Annotated in this window: 13 protein-coding genes; all 13 read right to left on the bottom strand. The window is 39.7% G+C overall.

Translation table 11 applies throughout. From position 1 onward, the window contains the following. Positions 1-68 precede the first annotated feature (68 nt). The 13 genes from KIV10_RS09800 to KIV10_RS09740 all read right to left on the bottom strand — a co-directional run bounded on the left by KIV10_RS09800 (position 69) and on the right by KIV10_RS09740 (position 16455). A complete protein-coding gene (locus KIV10_RS09800) occupies positions 69-1946 on the bottom strand; it encodes a S8 family serine peptidase (protein ID WP_214113336.1) in 1878 nt (625 codons plus the stop codon). A gap of 118 nt (positions 1947-2064) precedes the next feature. After that, positions 2065-3459 (bottom strand): sugar transferase, encoded by a 1395-nt coding sequence (locus tag KIV10_RS09795; protein WP_214113335.1) that lies wholly within the window; start codon positions 3457-3459, stop codon positions 2065-2067. Between the two features lie 38 nt (positions 3460-3497). Next, the gene (locus tag KIV10_RS09790) at positions 3498-4520 is read right to left on the bottom strand and encodes a glycosyltransferase family 4 protein (RefSeq protein WP_214113334.1); all 1023 of its coding nucleotides are present in this window, start codon (positions 4518-4520) and stop codon (positions 3498-3500) included. Continuing rightward, the gene (locus tag KIV10_RS09785) at positions 4486-5829 is read right to left on the bottom strand and encodes an O-antigen ligase family protein (protein ID WP_246516263.1); all 1344 of its coding nucleotides are present in this window, start codon (positions 5827-5829) and stop codon (positions 4486-4488) included. Before KIV10_RS09785 ends, KIV10_RS09790 begins: the two co-directional genes overlap by 35 nt. Positions 5830-5834: 5 nt before the next feature. Beyond that, the gene (locus KIV10_RS09780; protein ID WP_214113333.1) at positions 5835-6884 is read right to left on the bottom strand and encodes a glycosyltransferase family 4 protein; all 1050 of its coding nucleotides are present in this window, start codon (positions 6882-6884) and stop codon (positions 5835-5837) included. Further along, positions 6881-8017 (bottom strand): glycosyltransferase family 4 protein, encoded by a 1137-nt coding sequence (locus tag KIV10_RS09775; protein WP_214113332.1) that lies wholly within the window; start codon positions 8015-8017, stop codon positions 6881-6883. Before KIV10_RS09775 ends, KIV10_RS09780 begins: the two co-directional genes overlap by 4 nt. Further along, on the bottom strand, positions 8014-9006 hold the full coding sequence (locus KIV10_RS09770) for a glycosyltransferase family 2 protein (protein ID WP_214113331.1): 993 nt from the start codon (positions 9004-9006) through the stop codon (positions 8014-8016). Before KIV10_RS09770 ends, KIV10_RS09775 begins: the two co-directional genes overlap by 4 nt. Before the next feature lies 1 nt (position 9007). Then, on the bottom strand, positions 9008-10558 hold the full coding sequence (locus tag KIV10_RS09765; protein ID WP_214113330.1) for a glycosyltransferase family 2 protein: 1551 nt from the start codon (positions 10556-10558) through the stop codon (positions 9008-9010). Then, a complete protein-coding gene (locus tag KIV10_RS09760; protein WP_214113329.1) occupies positions 10558-11694 on the bottom strand; it encodes a glycosyltransferase family 4 protein in 1137 nt (378 codons plus the stop codon). The genes KIV10_RS09765 and KIV10_RS09760 overlap by 1 nt, the downstream gene beginning before the upstream one ends. Next, positions 11691-12773: a glycosyltransferase family 4 protein gene (locus tag KIV10_RS09755; RefSeq protein WP_246516262.1), complete on the bottom strand. Its 1083-nt coding sequence runs from the start codon at positions 12771-12773 to the stop codon at positions 11691-11693. The genes KIV10_RS09760 and KIV10_RS09755 overlap by 4 nt, the downstream gene beginning before the upstream one ends. Next, positions 12764-14158 (bottom strand): glycosyltransferase family protein, encoded by a 1395-nt coding sequence (locus KIV10_RS09750; protein WP_214113328.1) that lies wholly within the window; start codon positions 14156-14158, stop codon positions 12764-12766. Before KIV10_RS09750 ends, KIV10_RS09755 begins: the two co-directional genes overlap by 10 nt. Then, positions 14155-15273 (bottom strand): UDP-N-acetylglucosamine 2-epimerase, encoded by a 1119-nt coding sequence (gene neuC, locus KIV10_RS09745; RefSeq protein WP_214113327.1) that lies wholly within the window; start codon positions 15271-15273, stop codon positions 14155-14157. Before neuC ends, KIV10_RS09750 begins: the two co-directional genes overlap by 4 nt. 132 nt (positions 15274-15405) lie before the next feature. Continuing rightward, positions 15406-16455: an N-acetylneuraminate synthase family protein gene (locus tag KIV10_RS09740; RefSeq protein WP_246516261.1), complete on the bottom strand. Its 1050-nt coding sequence runs from the start codon at positions 16453-16455 to the stop codon at positions 15406-15408. Between the last annotated feature and the right edge of the window lie 1098 nt (positions 16456-17553).

Raw genomic sequence — 17553 nt, 5'->3', positions numbered from 1 at the left:
AAATAATTATATTAATAAAAAAGCCGATAATATGAATTATCGGCTTTTTTTATTGTAATTAATTTTTTTTAATTCTTAACGAATTGTTTTACTGTTACATTATTTTGCGAAGTTATTCTAGCAAAATAATTTCCGGCACTCAATCCAGATGTATTTAACTGGACTTTGTTTGAGCCACCGGCATTTACCATAAGCGTTTGGCCTAAAACATTTGTAATTTCTACTGAATCAATTACAGTTCTTGCCTCAACATTTAAAACTGAACTAGTTGGGTTTGGATATAGTGCAAGCCCTTCAATAGTATTTTTATTGGTTCCTAAAGTAAAATCTGAAATACCTGTCACAATCATTGAAAATGTTTGTGCACCTGTGGTCAAAGAACCTTTATGGCCTACAGTTACAATATATTCGCCACTGGCTTCGGGAATTTCAATTTTTTCAATATTGTCTAAAAAGTTATCTCCTGTAGTGGCAGGTGCAGATGGGTTAGTACCATCTAATATCCAAGGAAAGAATGTTTCTCCCCCATCGACTGATATCCTCAAATCAAGATCATTTACGAGCATGGGAGTATCCTCATCAATTATTCCAGGTTCTGGACTTACCCCAGCTAAATCGGTCCATGTTATAGAAACCATCAAAGTGTTAATACCGTCAGCTGTGATGGTCATTGTATATACCTCATCCTGTTCCAATTCCTCTTCAATAATTAAGGAAGTATCTCCATTATTTGTAATTACCTCAGCAGCTTTTTCAGTATTCATAAGTCCCCAACCAAATCGATAATCTGGCCCTGGAGAAGTCCCTGCCTCATCAGCTGTATGTAGAGCTAAACCTCTGAGAGTAGAATTTAACATGAAGGTTTGGTTAAGATTATTATAATGCTGTTGTAATAAAATAAGACTCCCAGAAATATTTGGTGTTGACATCGAAGTACCACTTAAGTTTGCAAATGAATTATCTGAAACGGCTGTAGAAGAATAAGTATTAACACCTTTACCAGTAAGATCTGGTTTTATACGACCATCATCCGTTGGTCCCCAACTACTAAATGATGACATAACTACACTAGATGGACCTGTATAATTAAGCACTTCAAAAGATGCCGCACATACTATAACATTTTTGGCAACTCCCTTATCTGTAAGATAATCATACCCCCCATCTACTGGGTTTTGACCCGATTGGCGGTCATTACCTGCAGAAACTACCGGTAGATAATATGGTGAATTATAAGTTACCAGATCAATACTTCTTGAATTTGAATCGTAATAACCTATTTGCCAAAGTGCCAAAGTTTCAATTCTTAAACCATAAGAATGGTTTGAAACCAATAATCCATCTGCAGCTTCCCCAAACATTTCAGCAGTATCATTGCTGAAATCAAAAGCTCTCAAATTGGCAGCAGGTGCCATACCTTTAGCCAAACCATTTATTACATCGCCAGTACCAATCATAGTTCCAGATACGTGTGTGGCATGATCACTTAAATCATTAGGATTATCTATTTGCACTACGCGCCCACTGAAAAGATTATGTGTAGAACGTACAATACCCCCATCCCACACTCCAAGTGTCATACCTTCTCCGTTTAAATCTAAACCTGCAGCTCCTCCTGTCTGAACCCTATCAGTACGTGTGGTAATTCCAGCCTCTCTATTGTGCGTTTGATAATATTTGGGAGTACCATCAGGAAATACTCCCACCAAGACAGCTATTCCGCCTTCTGGAAGTTCAATTATTTCTTCCCATCCATTAATAGCTGCGAGGCGTAAAGCTTCGGCTTTTTCAGCGTGGAATTCATCGGAATATTGTTGCTCTAATTGTCTTAACTTCTGAAGATCGTAATTACGAGTTATTTGAGCCCTTTGAGCTTCTGTTTGAGCAACAACTGCAGTAGCGGAGAACAAGAGGGAACAAATAAATAATAGGGAATTTTTTTTCATTTAAATTAATTTGAATTTTTTAAAACGCCCCAAGATATATAAAAATATTGTGGGTACGAATTTATTGAGTGTTAATAATAAGGATAATATACGTTTTTTAAACCGTATTTTAAAATTTTTATTGCCCTCTGTAAAAAACAATTGTACTCAGCGTTTTGATTATTATAGTGATGTCCAAAAATAAACTTCGGTGTTTTATGTAATAGAGGTCATATTGCAGTTTTTCCAATGAATCCTCTTGGGACGAACCGTACCTGGCATTCACTTGAGCCCAGCCCGTTACACCGGGTTTTACCAAATGGCGCACCTCATAGAATGGTATTTCTTTTGAAAGACTCTCCACAAAAATTGGACGTTCCGGCCGTGGGCCTATCAGGCTCATCTCTCCTTTAATCACATTTACAAATTGGGGTATTTCATCTAGTCGGGATTTTCGCAAGAATTTTCCAAATTTGGTCACCCGGACATCGTGCACTTCAGCGAAACGGGCGCCGTCTGCCTCTGCGTTTCTTATCATACTCCGAAGCTTGTAAATATTAAAGATATGTCCGTTTTTGCCAACACGCTTTTGGCTATAAAAAATAGGGCCGCGGTTGCCGTAAAGATTTCCTATTAAAATAAGGGGCGAAAGAATGATTCCAATGGAAAGCCCAAAAAGGGAAATCAGCACATCAAAAATTCTGTTGAAGAAGAGATAAAGCTTATTTTGGTTGCTTCGGCTAAAAGGGAAATATTTGTAAAAATCCTTCTCCACGTGCTGTACAGGTATCCTATAGGTCAATTCTTCATAAACCTGTGTATATTCCCGGATGGGAATTCCTTTTTCCAATAGATAAATTAGCTGATTGTTCAGTTCTACTGTCATTCCTTCGGAAAGTGGTGTGCCCACTACAATTTCAGAAATGGAAAGTTCTTCGGTAATCAACCCAATATCCTTTATGCTGTACGCATCTATTTCAAGGCTGTTGATGGTTATTTCTTCAGAAATATTGGTGTTGAAGTAGCCTACGACGCGGTAATTGGGATCCGATTTTTGAAGGGACGCAATAATACTTTCAATATCCGCCGAATCTGCCACAAGCAACACCCTCTTGAAAAAACGTGGTGTGGAAATTAATGTGATATAGGCATAGCGCCAAGCCAATAATGCCACATTCATAGAGATGAAAAAATATACTATCTGAAGCCTATTTGTAGGAAGCGTTGGCGTGTAAAAAGGTGTTAGCAAATATATTAAAACAGTAAGCGAAGAAGTTAAAATCACATTTTTAACCACAGATTCAAACCTACTTGCCTTTTGAAGATTATAAAGCTCAAATATGGTGGCAAAGACGGTAAGATAGGTAGCCAGCACGATGGACCACATCCAGTGCTCGGAATTTATTTTGAAGTAATCAAAATTAAACGCTTGCCCCACCAAATATAAAAGACCAAGAACACAGACAATATCCAGAATTCGAAGAAGTACCTTGCGCTCAGAAATATCAAAATGGATACTGGATTTCGCGGCCATTGGGGGAGTTATGGTTTGGGGTTATAAAAATAGAGAAATTAAACGTTTTGTAAAAGGCTCACCCACTTTCCTTTTACACGCTGCCAATCATAATCCTCTACTTTTTCTCTGGCTTTAAGTGCTAGATTTTCAGCTTTTAGTGGATTGCTGAGCAAATCTTTTATCGCCGCAATAAATAAATCCGCATCATCCGGCAGTACCAAAAGCCCTTCTTCCCCATTCTTGATAAGATGTGGCATCCCGCCCACATTTGTTGAAATTATAGGCAATCCCAGCGCCATTCCTTCCATTACGCTTACGGGCATATTGTCGAAGTTGGTCGTATTTATAAAAATGTCGAAGTTTTCAGAAAGGGCAATCCATTCGCTTTTTTCCAATTTCCCCTTAAATTCGACAGAGAGATTTAACTGCTCTGCCAATTTTTTACAGCGCGCAAGCGAACCATCTTTGTCCGGCCCCACCATACAAAGCGTGGTATTTGGAAATTCAGGTTTCATTTTTTCCAAAATTTGAAGCGCAAGTATGGGATTGTAAATTTCAGCAAAGGAGCGTACCCATAATAATCTTGACTTCAATGTTTCACGAAATTTAAAGGGATAGTTTTTTAATTCAATAGTATTTGGAATAAATTCAAGATTGGTATACCCTTGGGCTTCAAAAGCTTCTTTTAAATATTGCGACGGCACCACATTTACGTTCGCTTTTCCGAAAAGACCCGCACATAAACGCGGATTATTTTTAAGTCGGTTGGGCAGATTTCCACCGCGCAAAATGGGAATATAGGGCAACTTGAAAAATCGGCAAAAAAATGCCACAATTACGGCGTAATAGAAATTCTGCGTGCTATAGGTATCGATTAAGACAACGTTTACTTTATTTCTAAATGTAATAGTTTTCAAAACCATATCGAATAGCCGCAAGAATTTATTTCTGTAGGAAGAAGCCGAAAAAACCTGAAAACCTTCAGCTTCAAGGAAAGCGCCCAAAGTTTCCACGGAAGTAACCGTATTGCCCTTTTTGGAATGTTTATTTCCTATGTAAAGTATGCTTCCTTTTTGCATTTACTATTGAAATTAGACCAAGACCATAGATAAAGGCTGGCGCTGCGATTCGCATGGACGAGTGATTTATGGTCAAAAACCAAAACGCCAAAAACGAAAACAGATAAAGGTTGCTTCTATTTTTAAGGCGCAAAAGCAAGGGCGCAAAAAATAAAATAAGCAATGAAAAAATCCCGAAAAGACCGTGCTCGGAAAGCATCCGGCTTATTTCATTGTGCGTGGCAGAAACCTCGCCGGTGGTTTCTTCCCTGTATTCCTTCATTTTTCCCACTCCAAGACCAGTTATTGGGTTATCGTAAAATGCATTTATTTCAGTTTCTATCAGCTCTACCCTACCCGTACTTATGTCGTCTTTTATATTTCCGGCGGCATCCTCGTTTGAATATCTTTTGTCGATCAATCCCATAGTGGCAATGGAAGTAACGAGCCATATCAACACTGAAAATCCTGCAATCAACCCCATTTTTGGCACTAGTACTTTTCTTTCCTTTGTGCCGCTTTTCAAGTAATATATCCCCAAGAATAAGATGGCACAAACTATTGCCGTTAAAATTCCGCCGCGCGAGAAAGTTACAATTCCGCGATAGGAAATAAATGCCAAAAGCACCAAATCCACTAAGTTGATGAATCTGTTTTTTATAAGCAAAAGCCTGCTGAATAAGATAAACATTCCCAATCCCAGTACGGTCGCAACCTGATTGGGACCGTATCCTCCAGAGGCTTCAAAGTTTGATGCCGTTCCCTGCAGCGTATCGCGGATGCTAGGCGTGTAGAAGTATAAATATACCGTGGTGGTTATCAACGGAAGCAGTACCGCCAAAAGTATTTGTTGCAATCTCGCTGCTGGCATTTTGCGATTGTAACAATACAATGCTGAAATCCCCAAACAAATGGGCCCGCTTAAGTTGAAGCCAATCGCATTGCCCACATTGGTGTCGTATTCCAGATTGACGGCGGAAAAGAAAATTCCCGGCATCAAGAAAACGAGATAGAACAAATAGGGCCAGGAAGAACGTGTAAATCCGCGGTAGAACATTCCCAGCACCAAAAATCCCACGACAGCATATTTTGCGAATTCATAGGAAAATGTGCCACCCGTCATCCGTGAGAAAACCTCATATCCGGTGATATAACCCGCCGCCAGCAAAACCTCATCTTTCCTATTATTATTGCTGAGAATTCTGTACAGAAAATAACCGATAATAAGCAGAAGCAAATATTTGGAAATCCCTTGAAACAGATAAACAAGCAGTCCCATTGCGGCGTGCAGCAATATGAGTTGGAGATATGTTACCTTTTTCGGGTTCAAGCTTTTTATAGGTTTTGATAGATTTCCAATAGCTTCGGAACGATAGCTTTTTCAGAATAAATTTTCAAAATATGTTCGTGATATTGCCTTGCGTGTTTATTTCGAAGTTTTTCATTTTCAATATAGTCAAGCAAAGCCGAAGCCAAGGCCTCGGGGTTGTTGCTGGGAACCACTTTGCCGTATTCCTGAATTACCGTTGCGCATTGCCCCACATTTGTGGCCACAACTGCTAACTTCCCTATTCCGTATTCAAGAAGGGACATTGGCAAGCCTTCACTTTCAGAGGCCAATACACCTATGGAAGCAATTTTTAAATGATTGTTTACCGTATTGCTTGATCCAAAAATTTTAACAGTTTTATTTAAATTATTATCTGAAATAAATTCCTTTATCTCTCTGGAATATAAATCATTATAATCCCTTCCTACCAAATGCAATTGCCAATCTTTATAAGCTGAATTTACAATTTTAAATGCCTTCAGCAAATTAAGATGGTTTTTGGGATTTCTGAGATTTGCCAAACAAAGAATAACCTTTTCCTTTATGGAAATATCTGAAATTTCCGTTGAAACGAAATTTGGAACATACTTTACACTTTTACAAAATAAGTGTTTTGCTGACCAGTTTTCCAATTCTTGGTTTACTGCCAATATTTGATTGAAAAAATAGGAACAAACAAATAGTGATTTATTGTTTTTTAATTGTTGATTAACGCGATTGCCATTATGATCGTGCCAAACCAATCTAATTTTTGGATAACATATTTTTAATAAGGTAGCGAAAAAGAAAGACGTTCCGTGGGCGTGGACTATTTCAATTTTGTGCTGCTTTACCAATTTCCGCAATCTGGAGAGTGCATAAAAATCCAAGGCATTCTTTTTATTCAAAAACAGGTAACCAACCTCTGTGTTAATCCCACTTTTTAGAATTCCTTCGCCTCGCGTGGCACATAAATAACTGTGCTGTCCTGCCTTTGCCAGCGCATTGGCAAGGTTCACTGCCATACGCTCCGCACCGCCACCTTCCAAGGAATCTATAAGTTGGAGAATTTTCATTTCAAAAGTTTTTGGATTTCCGCATCAAAATATTCCAGCGTATATTTTCGGGACCAACTTTTTCCGTTTGCTGAAAGACGATCCATTTCGTTTTTATTTTCTAATACAGATTTTATATTACCCAAATCGTTTTCAAAATTAGCTTCCAAAAGAATTCCCCGCTCCCCATTATCCAGCATCCACGGCACACAGGAAATGGCCGTGGCAATTGGTACAACGCCCCAATACATAGCTTCGGCAACCACTTTGGGCCAACCTTCACTTTTTGAGGGCAACAGTAAAAAATCACTTTGTTGATAGGCCTGTTTTATAGTTTCGGAATTTTGATTTCCAAACAGTAGAATGCTTTTATCCAAATTATTTTCGAAAATATAGTGTTCAATAATTTCTCTTTCTGGCCCTTCCCCATAAATTTTCAACTCGCAATCAATTCCTTTTTTCTGAAGATTTTCCAACAATTTCACCGCGTAAAGTGGTTGTTTTCCTGCCGAAAGCATTCCCACAAACATAAATTGAAAAGGAGTTTTAAACCTTCTTTCAGCTTTGGTTTCAGTTTCGTCCCGATAGCTATCGGGATCGCTTTTAGGATAGGTTGCCGTAAAAAATGGTTTGACGTTTTTGGATTGGTTTGGCCAATTGCCGTATACCAAAACCTGCATATTCTTAGTTAAAAACGTATTGGAAAGTATCCATTTCTGAAATCTATAGCTCAAGGGTTGTTTAGCCTTTGGATCCCAATTTCCGGCATATTTTGCGGTTTTTGTTTTCTTCGGAAAAAAAAGTTGTGCAAGGCAGCCGATTAAACCAATATTCCCTGGGCAGCGCAAATGGATATGATCAGCCCTTTTCATAGCGGAAATTATTGAAATGAAAATAGCGGGAAGTTTTACAATAGTCCTTAAAATTTCTGAAATGGAAACGAGCGAGATGGCGGCTATTTCAGAAAAATCAATTTGCTGATTTTTATAGGCCTGCATTATTTCTGAAGGATTTTTATCGAAAATCGGTGCTACGATTTCAACTGATTGCGCGTGCTTCATCCAAAGATCCATTTCCCTCACGTAGGGGGCATAAGCGAAAAGTTTTCCCTCGCATAAAATATGTACGGTATGTGTAACAATTAAAAGTCTCAACGGATTTTTGGTTTGTTGAAAAGCAGACTAAACCAACCTACGGCACGGCCTAACGCTTCCTTAAAAGCAGTTTTTTTATCTGAAGAAGTAATTGCATTGCTCAACCGAACGGCCGTAAGTAGAAATGCGGTGGCATTCCATTTAAAACGAGCTTTAATTGATGGTTTTGGATTTTTTACCCGCCATACATACCAGCCGTTTCGCACTACCATTTTTCCATATTTGAAGTGATCCGGACGCCCCGATGTTTCGTGGTAATGGTACAATTGTGCCGCAGTATTTACGTACAGCTGTCCTTTTTTGGAAAGCCGAAGCGTGAAATCGGCATCCTCATAGAGGCCATATCCCTCAAAATATTCTGAAAATTTCTGTGTTTCAAAAACTTCTTTTTTATAGGAGGCCACGCCGCCCATAAATTGTTCTACCCCATATATTTTTCCGCTTGGCGGAAGAAAGCTTACGCTCCTGCCATGGCCAAAATCCGGAAAATACGCAGGTGGCCTATCGGCATCCAGCCCCAGTTTCTTCCGAAGCACAAAGCGGGAGCCGTCTTTGCGCTTCCAACCATCACAAGCAAATTCATTATGCTTGGGCTTTTCGTCAGTTTTCTCCCACAACACTTCGTTCACAATATATCCGCCCACGCCCAGCGCTTGCGGATACAGAGTGTATGTTTTCAGCAATTCCTCAAAATAGGTTTCGGTCAAAACAATATCGTCATCCAGAAAACACACAATTTCAATAGCTGCGCCAACTTGCTGTATTCCAAAATTACGCTGTTTGGTTAGTCCGCGTTGACTTTCTCCAACCTTAAAATAGCTTATATTTTTGAAGGAATTTTTCTGAATAACTTCTTCGGTGTCAGTATTTGTGGAGCCATCAACAACCAATACTTCATCTGGATACACCGTTTGCTTCTCCACGGACCGAAGCAGATTCAACAACGGTTGCGGACGCATATAGGTGCAGATGATGAGGGAGAATTTCATATCAAGCCGTTCGTTTTCCCAATTTCATTAATTGTTTCGCATAAAAAGTGGATTTTTTATACTGAAGGATTTTATAAGGCAGTTTTAAAATACGTAGTGGCAATACCCATTTGCTTCCTTTTGACAAATAACGCAGAAAATATTTCCGTTTATATTCTGCGCGTTGGGTTTTATTGAACTGTTTGTAGAATTGGTACATTAAAGTTGGGCTGGGGACGGGGCGTATGGCACCCACGGGATTATCGAGTTCCCACGGCTGTTTCTTGCGTTTTTTGCCCAGTACTTTTGCCTGACTTCCCCAAAACCGATAGCCGCCTGCGGGAGGTTTTAAGTGAAGGTTTGCCGAAAACGGATTGTGCAGCACGGTAACTCCCATTTTGGTGAGCGAAATACCAAAATCACTATCCTCGCCATAACCCCCATCATAATTAATATCATTCCCTATGAGCGCATCCACGTGTTCCCTTTTCACACAACTATTGGCATTGCTAAAACTATTGGAAGCCCCCACAAACCAACGTTCGGCTCCCAATTTTTCCAATTTTTCTGCTAAATCTTCGAGGTTTTGGTTTTCGTTATCGGCACGAATATCAAGCCCATTGCACGCTACCGCACGGTACGTTTGTAACAAGCGGAGATGGTTTTCAATAAAATTGGGGGATATGCGAATATCATCATCCCCAAAAATAATGTAATCGCCTTTGCATTTCGCAATAGCCTCATTGCGCGCACGGCAGCTCCCTTTGGTAGTTTGCCAATGAAATTGAACTTCAAAAGGATATTTTTCTGAAGTATACAAATTTTCATTCCTGCTATCCTCGGGCGTGGCATCCACTACAATAACTTGCGAAGGCAAATATGTTTGGGCTTTTAAATCTTCCAAAAGCTGGAGCGTATAATCCTGCCGAAACATAGTTGGGATTATATAACTTACCGTGGGATTTCCGGAGAGCGCTTCCAATTTTCTAGGTTGAATTTTTGGAAAAGGTTTTCTCTTCTTATACTTTTTTTGGGCAGTCAGAAAAGCATTCCATTCTGAAAAATTCCAAATCCCTTTTCTGAAAAGCATATAGTAGGAATGCGCGCTTTTGAAGTTTTTTCTATAGAAAATATAGCGATCCAAAGCCGATATTTTTACTTCTGAAACCTTTGAACTCCTAAAAAGAGTTTTTACATAAAGTGGCACCACGCCACCATTCCGCAGTGCGTTGTAGGCAAAATCGAGCGCTTGCATGGTAGGTGAATTGTAATCTTTGTCAAAACCGAAAAGTTGTTCCCAAACCCGCTTCCGAATTGCAAAATTATTGGGGGACATGCGCCAACTTACGCATTTTTCGAGATTGTCAAAATCAAAACCATACCAAAAAAACACGGCCGTTTGGTACACAATTTCAGGGAAGGCATTTTTATATCCCTCCTCAAACGAACTGTGCCAAATATCACCCTCTTCCAAAGAGAGCCGTTCCAGCATATTCAAATTCGGCTTTCCGCAATAGAGAATTATTTCGCCTTGGGAATTTTTATATTCTTGAAAGTTTGGGGTAGATTCCATTATAAAAATTTACGGTAAAAAACCTCGCTTTGCTTTGCCACCACTTCCATTGCAAATTTCTGTTCCGCCGTTTTTCGGGCAGCTTCGCCAAAGGATTTTTGCAACTGTTGATTTTTCAAAAGTTCATTTATCTTTTCGGCAAAGGATGTATGTTCTTTGGGATGAACCAGAAAACCATTTGTTCCGTCATCAATCACCTCATTTGCCCAACCAATATTTGATGCAACTATGGGTTTTTTAAGTGCCATGGCCTCAATCCACGAAACCGGAAGCGCCTCGGCAAAGGTAGGGAAAACGCAAACGGTGGCTTTTGTGATATAGTGGCCAATTTCAGAATAAGGCACCAAACCTTTATAATCAACATTGTGCAAGGCGGCTTCAGAAAATAGTGGTTGCATCAATTTCCAGGTGGAGGCACTGCCCGATTGCTTGTCGCCACTGTCCTTTCCTATCAGAATCAGCTTAGCCTCGGGATTTATTTTAATTACTTCATTGAAAATTAATGGGAGTTCCAAAGCTCCTTTTTTTCGTATCAACGTCCCGAAATAAAGGATGGAATTATTTTCAATTTCCATAGTGTTGTTGTGGAATTTTGAAATATCTATGGAATTTGGAATGATGGTTATTTTGTTTTTTAAATTAAATAACTGCTTGGTAACCTCAGCAGTAAACTGGCTGACCGAAATTATACCATTGGCTTGTTGAAGCGCACGTTTTTCAAGAAATTTATTCTTTGGTTTTACAGGCCTTTGATCCAAATGGCAAAAATAGGTATCACTGCCATTCAGCCGTATTACGAGTGGGCACTTTGGTTTAACAAATGCCGTAAATCCCGTCCAATCGGGCGCTTCAACGATTTCAATTTTATTTTCAGCATACAATGTATTAATGAGCCGCTGTACTTTACGTTGGGTGAGAAAGAGAGAGAATCCTTTGACTTTCACATTTTTAATTTGATACACCGTGATGCCGTCTTCCGTAAAAACGGTATCCGTATGCTGTTGATATACCAAAATGGAAACTTGGTGGCCAATTTTTACCAATCCTTTTGCCAGGTTAAAGATACTTGTGCCCAAGCCACCGGACTTTCCGGTATTTGGGTGAGGGTATTCTGGGGTTAGGAAGGCGATTTTCATAATACCAATTTCAAATACTCCCCCACCATCAAATCCAGCGTAAAGTTATTTTCAACCAAATGGCGTGTGTTTGTTTGGATGGATTTTTTTCCAGTAAGCAAATCCGTTAGCACGTATTTTAAGGCTTCCACATTTTTTGCAGGGAAAATATAGCCATTTTTTTCATTGGAAATTACTTCTGTATTGCCTCCCACCGCAGTGGTGACCACAGGAACGTTTGCAGCCAAGCTTTCCAAAAGCGTTAAACTGAAACACTCCATATATGTGGGATGCAATAAATAATCATAGTTGTGAAACAGCTCGTGGAGCTGGGAAGAGCTTCCCTTGAAATTGAAGTTTTCCAAAACATTCAATTCCTTCACTTGCTGTAAAAGTCTACTTTCAAAAGGGCCTTCGCCGTACACATCAATTATTAGATTTTCTTTTACCTTTTCCGAAAGCTTTGCCACCGAAGCAATCAAATCCTGTATTCCTTTGGATTCGCGTAAATGCGAGGCAACAAGAAATTTGGGACTCTCCATATTTCTTTTTTCCCTAACTTTTATAGTTTCTAACGGAATTCCATTGTAAATAACCTGGCACTTTGGGCTTATCTGCTTTCCAAAATCCCGTTTCAATTCGTTGATGGTATAGCGCGAAACTCCCACAAAAACATCCATATATTTTGAATACAGAAGTCCCTTGATTCGTTTTAAAATCTTTTTTTTGATGGGATAACCGTTCAACGGTCTTGGGTTATGGTCTACCGCTATTATTTTTGCTCCCGTATTTTGTTTGGCCTCTTTATAAAACGGGGTGCAGATTTCCAGAAAATGCGTAATTATGTGGGAATAGGCAACATCATTTTCTTGTAAATACTTCAGAAATAAACTTTCGATGGATTCATCTTCGGCTGAAATTATATTCAACTTTCCATAGTCCCCGTGATTTTCAGTATTCGGAAAAAACCAATCTACCTCCATATTTCTTTCCTTGCAATGGGCATCGAACATCCAATAAAAATAGTCCATTCCCCCTACCCGATCCCGCATCAATCGGTAGTCGCAAAGCACCGCTATTCTATTAGGATTTACGCCCATTTGCTTAAAGCTTTTGCAATCCGCTCGCTTGTTCCCTCAAGTGGCTTCCCGATTTGTTGTGCCAATAATTGCTTTCTTTCTTCGGACTGCGCTTCGGGATTTTTAAGGTATGCCTGTATGGCTTGCAGCAATTCTTCTTTATTCCTCGCAATTTTGGTCGCCTTGCTTTTAACTACATACGCTATGTGTTCGTATTTTAAAAATCGGCCGTCGTTATAAAGTCCGTTGCGCTCCGTGCCGAAAACAGGGTTGATCACAGGCTTACCGAACGCCATAAAGTCCAGGCTCATCGTAGAAAGCATATTGATACTGATATCCGAATATTCCAAAATAGCGCGCAACGTCTTTACATCATCTACGGAAGGAACGCGCTGGGACCAGTTTTCCTGATGGCCGAGCCTACTTAAATGCCAATCTGGGGAATTCCAGATTATAGAGGAATATTTTTCTGAAAGTTGTTTAAAGCGAATGGAATCCTCCGCGGGAGAGGTTCGAACCAAAAAATTAAATTCTGGAATCTCTTTATTTTTCAGGGCTTCGGCAATGGTTTCAATATAAAGTTCGTCATTTTTACTGGTTGAAATATCACCACAACTGAAGCAAACCGTTGGTAATTCAGGATTCAAATTGAATTGGTGCTGAAAATGCTCCCGAGAAGTGGCATATCTGGGCAATACGTACGGTTCAAATTGTGGTGTGCCAACCACTTCAACTGCTCCGGGCGCAACCTTATTATAAAACCGAAGCAGATCATTTTGCATCAAATCACTCCAAACCAGATACGAATCAAAATCGGCCGCCATCCTCCCTTTTGAAGCCAGATTATCCCAACTGAAAATGAAGGTCGACGTTTTTATCTTTAGCGTTTGGGCTGCATAGACCAGCGGCGCGATGTATGGCGGGCGTTGATGCGTAAAGAAAAGCTGGTCCGGTGACTCGCGGTCCAAAATTTCCATATAACCCTTTGTAACCTGATTATTTTTGAAGGTACTCTGCTGTAATTTTGTAAATAGGGAAATCCATTTTTCGCTGTGAAAAATAGAAGTAAGCCCAAACAGGAAGCGTGTGGCATAACCCCGCGATGTATTATGTTTGGATTTATTGGTATTTAAATTATCACTAATACCAAAATTGCCCTGTTTATGATTTTGAAGGTGCGCCAGTTCCTTTGCCTTTCGGAAAAACCAAGTGAAAAAACGTTCCTCAAAAACTTCAAGTTCTATAATCCTGCAATTGGTAATTCCGCTATAGACCGAAGCCGGCAAGCAAGAAAGAATGACCACCTCACTAAAATGACTCTTTGCCTCCGCCAAAAAATCGCTCAACACAAAATTGCGAAAGCCCACCCCATCCGTTATTACTATTGCGAGTTTTTTTGAATTCATAGTGTCACGAATTGCTTTTGATGGTTGATTTCCCAAAAATCATTGCGCAAGAGCGTTTGTAAAAAAAGTTTATCGCTATTTCCAATCCCAAAACTTTCAATGTCTGGTGGAAATTTTTGGTGCTCCACATTTATTGCATCAAGAATTTCATCATAAGCATATCCCACATTCATAATCTGGCTGTGCAAGGCACGATTTTCCTGCCTTGTGCCAATATTTATAGTTGGTACGCCATAATAGGGAGCCTCGCGAATTCCGGCGCTGGAATTTCCGATAATGAATTCAGCATTTTTCAAGAGTACCAAAAAATACTCAAAGCGCACGGAAGGTATAATTCTGAAATGGGTATTGGATGCTAAAGTTTTAAAATTATTGAGTATTATTTTACTTCCCAGATCATTATTGGGATAGATCACCACATACTTTTTATCACTATCTACAAGCGCTTGCGTAAAGGCTTGGATGTATTTTTCAATTTGGGAAATTTCTGTGGTTATGGGATGAAAAATAGCAATGGCGTATTGCTGAAATTCAATTTCATAGTATTTTTTTGCGGTTTCCAGCGTAGGAAGATTTTCAGAAAACATAGAATCAATATCGGGAGAGCCGATTGTGAAAATGGCATCCTTTACCTCTCCCATTTGTATGAGCCTTTTTTTCGCCAAATCATTTGCAACAAAATGAACGTGACTCATTTTGCTGGTGGCGTGCCTAATCAATTCGTCTATAGTGCCGGAAATTTCGCCGCCTTCAATATGTGCGACCAAAATATTATTCAGTGAGCCGACAAGCGCGCCCGCCAGTGTTTCTATTCTATCGCCGTGGACTACAATTAAATCGGGTTCAATTTTCTTTACGAAATCGGAAAAACCCTCAATCGTTTTGGCGAGCGTAAGTTCCATGGTGGATTCATCCGTATGATTTTTGAAGGTATGGATATTCTTGAAGCCACAACGTTCCACTTCAATTACGGTATAGCCATATTCCTCCAAAAGATGCATTCCGGTTACAAAAACATACGGCTCAAACTGCGCGTGGGATTCCAAGATACGTATGAGCGATTTAATTTTACCAAAATCAGCTCGCGTACCGGTAAGGAATACTATTTTTTTCATTATTGGTTGTTAGTTGTTGGCTGTTGGCTGTTGGCTTTTGGCTTTAGTCTTATGTCTTTCGTCTTATGTCTTATGTCTATTGTCTCATGTCTATAGTCTCATGTCTATAGTCTATAGTCTATAGTCTATTGTCTATTGTCTATTATCAACATCACTTTTTCGCAATTGTACATCTATAGCTATATCTTCTGAAGCCTTTTCACCCAATATCGAATTAAAATCCTCTGCTAATATTTCTCCTGTTCCGGGGCGTTTCACCCAGATATTTTCTTTCGTAAAAACTTCCCCTTTTTTAATGGGTGCAATGGTGCATACTGTTGCAAAGGCAAAATCGATGGTTACTTTTTCTTCGGAAGCTGCTTTTTTAGTACCACCGCGCATTTGCCAAATCTCTTTGGAACCTACAATTAATTGTTCACATTCCTTTTCATCCATACTGCAAACAATATCCGGCCCGGTGCGGTGCTTATGGTCGGTAAAATGACGTTCCAGAATAGAAGCACCCAAAGCTACGGCTCCCAAGCAAGCGTTATTGTTGAGGGTGTGGTCGCTCAATCCAAATACAAGTTTAGGAAAGGATTGGTGCATTTCCATCATCGCGCCATATCGTACCAAATGGATTGGTGTGGGATACAGGTTGGTGGTGTGCAATAAGGCAAGGGGAACATTTTTTTTATCAAAAATCCCAACCGCTTTTGAAATGCTTTCAATTGAATTCATCCCCGTACTCATAATGATGGGTTTTCCAAACGAGGCAATGTGTTCCAAAAGTGGATAATTATTGCATTCCCCGCTTCCAATCTTGTATGCGGGAACATCAAACATTTCCAATCTATTGGCGGCAGCTCTTGAAAATGGGGTGCTAATAAAAATCATTCCCGCATCTTCCACATATTTTTTTAGCGCCCATTCGTCCTCTTCGGAAAGGGCGCAACGTTTCATAATTTCGTAAATGGATTCTTTTGCGTTGCCGGGAATTACCTTTTTGGCTTCTTGGCTCATTTCATCTTCCACTATGTGGGTTTGATGTTTAATAAGCTCCACCCCAGCCCTTTTCGCAGCATCGACCATTTGTTTTGCCACGGCAAGGGAGCCCTCGTGGTTAATGCCGATTTCGGCAATTACCAAAGGCGGATGCTCTGGTCCTATTTTCCTATGGGCTATACTAAATTCTGCTGCCAAATTGATTTTTTATTTTGAAAGCCAAGTTATTTAATAATTTGATGTTTGGCAAGTTTAAAAGGTGTCGATACACTTACACCAATTGTTCAGTATTTGAGTAAGCATCTAACAATGGGAAATACAATGCTGTCACTTCAAGTAGTAACCGAAATGAAGATAGCAGTTCGGGGGCATATCGAGAAGCCTGCCCCAACGGTATCAAGATAAAAACCAAGAACCCGGTCTCGATACATCCCGAAACAAGTTCGGGACAGTCGATCAGCCATTGCGTTTTCATTTAAAAAACCACAATACCAGAAATTTTTATTAAAACAACCACTGTCAGTTCGAGTGATTTTTTAAGCGAATGCGAAAAAAATAGTATCGAGAACGGATCGGGAGTTAGGTTTTGTTATCGGAGTAGCTACTAACCAATGGTCTCGATACAAATTTTAAAAAACCGCTTCGCTTTTTTAAAAATCACTCGACCTGACATTGCGATTTAAATAACTGTCAGTTCGAGTAGCCACCGAAATGGAGATAGCGGTTTGGGGGCATATCGAGAAGCCTGTCCCAACGGTAGCAAGATAAGAACTAAAAACCCGATCTCGATACATACCGAAACAAGTTCGGGACAGTCGATCAGCCATTGCGTTTTCTTGTTAAAAAACCACAATACCAGACATTTTTGTTAAAACAACCACTGTCAATTCGAGTGATTTTTTAAGCGAATGCGAAAAAAAAATAGTATCGAGAACGGATCGGGAGTTTGTCTTTTGATCAGCGTAGCTACCAACTAAGGGTCTCGATACAATTTTTAAAAAACCGCTTCGCTTTTTTAAAAATCACTCGACCTGACATTGCGATTTAAAAAACTGTCAGTTCGAGTGATTTTTTTAAGCGAATGCGAAAAAAAAATAGTATCGAGAACGGATCGGGAGTTTGGCTTGTGATCAGCGTAGCTACCAACTAAGGGTCTCGATACAATTTTTAAAAAACCGCTCCGCTTTTTTAAAAATTACTCGACCTGACATTGCGATTTAAAAAACTGTCACTTCGAGTAGCCACCGAAATGGAGATAGTGGTTTGGGGGCATATCGAGAAGCCTGCCCCAACGGT

Source organism: Aequorivita echinoideorum (assembly GCF_018476645.1).
Classification (GTDB): Bacteria; Bacteroidota; Bacteroidia; order Flavobacteriales; family Flavobacteriaceae; genus Aequorivita; species Aequorivita echinoideorum.
This window is presented reverse-complemented; position numbering and strand designations above follow the sequence as displayed.

Excerpts from the sequence above, each read along its gene's own strand:
- KIV10_RS09800 (WP_214113336.1), bottom strand. The coding sequence starts at position 1,946 with ATGAAAAAAAATTCCCTATTATTTATTTGTTCCCTCTTGTTCTCCGCT.
- KIV10_RS09780 (WP_214113333.1), bottom strand. The coding sequence starts at position 6,884 with ATGAAAATTCTCCAACTTATAGATTCCTTGGAAGGTGGCGGTGCGGAG.
- KIV10_RS09765 (WP_214113330.1), bottom strand. The coding sequence starts at position 10,558 with ATGGAATCTACCCCAAACTTTCAAGAATATAAAAATTCCCAAGGCGAA.
- KIV10_RS09750 (WP_214113328.1), bottom strand. The coding sequence starts at position 14,158 with ATGAATTCAAAAAAACTCGCAATAGTAATAACGGATGGGGTGGGCTTT.
- neuC (WP_214113327.1), bottom strand. The coding sequence starts at position 15,273 with ATGAAAAAAATAGTATTCCTTACCGGTACGCGAGCTGATTTTGGTAAA.
- KIV10_RS09790 (WP_214113334.1), bottom strand. The coding sequence starts at position 4,520 with ATGCAAAAAGGAAGCATACTTTACATAGGAAATAAACATTCCAAAAAG.
- KIV10_RS09795 (WP_214113335.1), bottom strand. The coding sequence starts at position 3,459 with ATGGCCGCGAAATCCAGTATCCATTTTGATATTTCTGAGCGCAAGGTA.
- KIV10_RS09760 (WP_214113329.1), bottom strand. The coding sequence starts at position 11,694 with ATGAAAATCGCCTTCCTAACCCCAGAATACCCTCACCCAAATACCGGA.
- KIV10_RS09755 (WP_246516262.1), bottom strand. The coding sequence starts at position 12,773 with ATGGGCGTAAATCCTAATAGAATAGCGGTGCTTTGCGACTACCGATTG.
- KIV10_RS09770 (WP_214113331.1), bottom strand. The coding sequence starts at position 9,006 with ATGAAATTCTCCCTCATCATCTGCACCTATATGCGTCCGCAACCGTTG.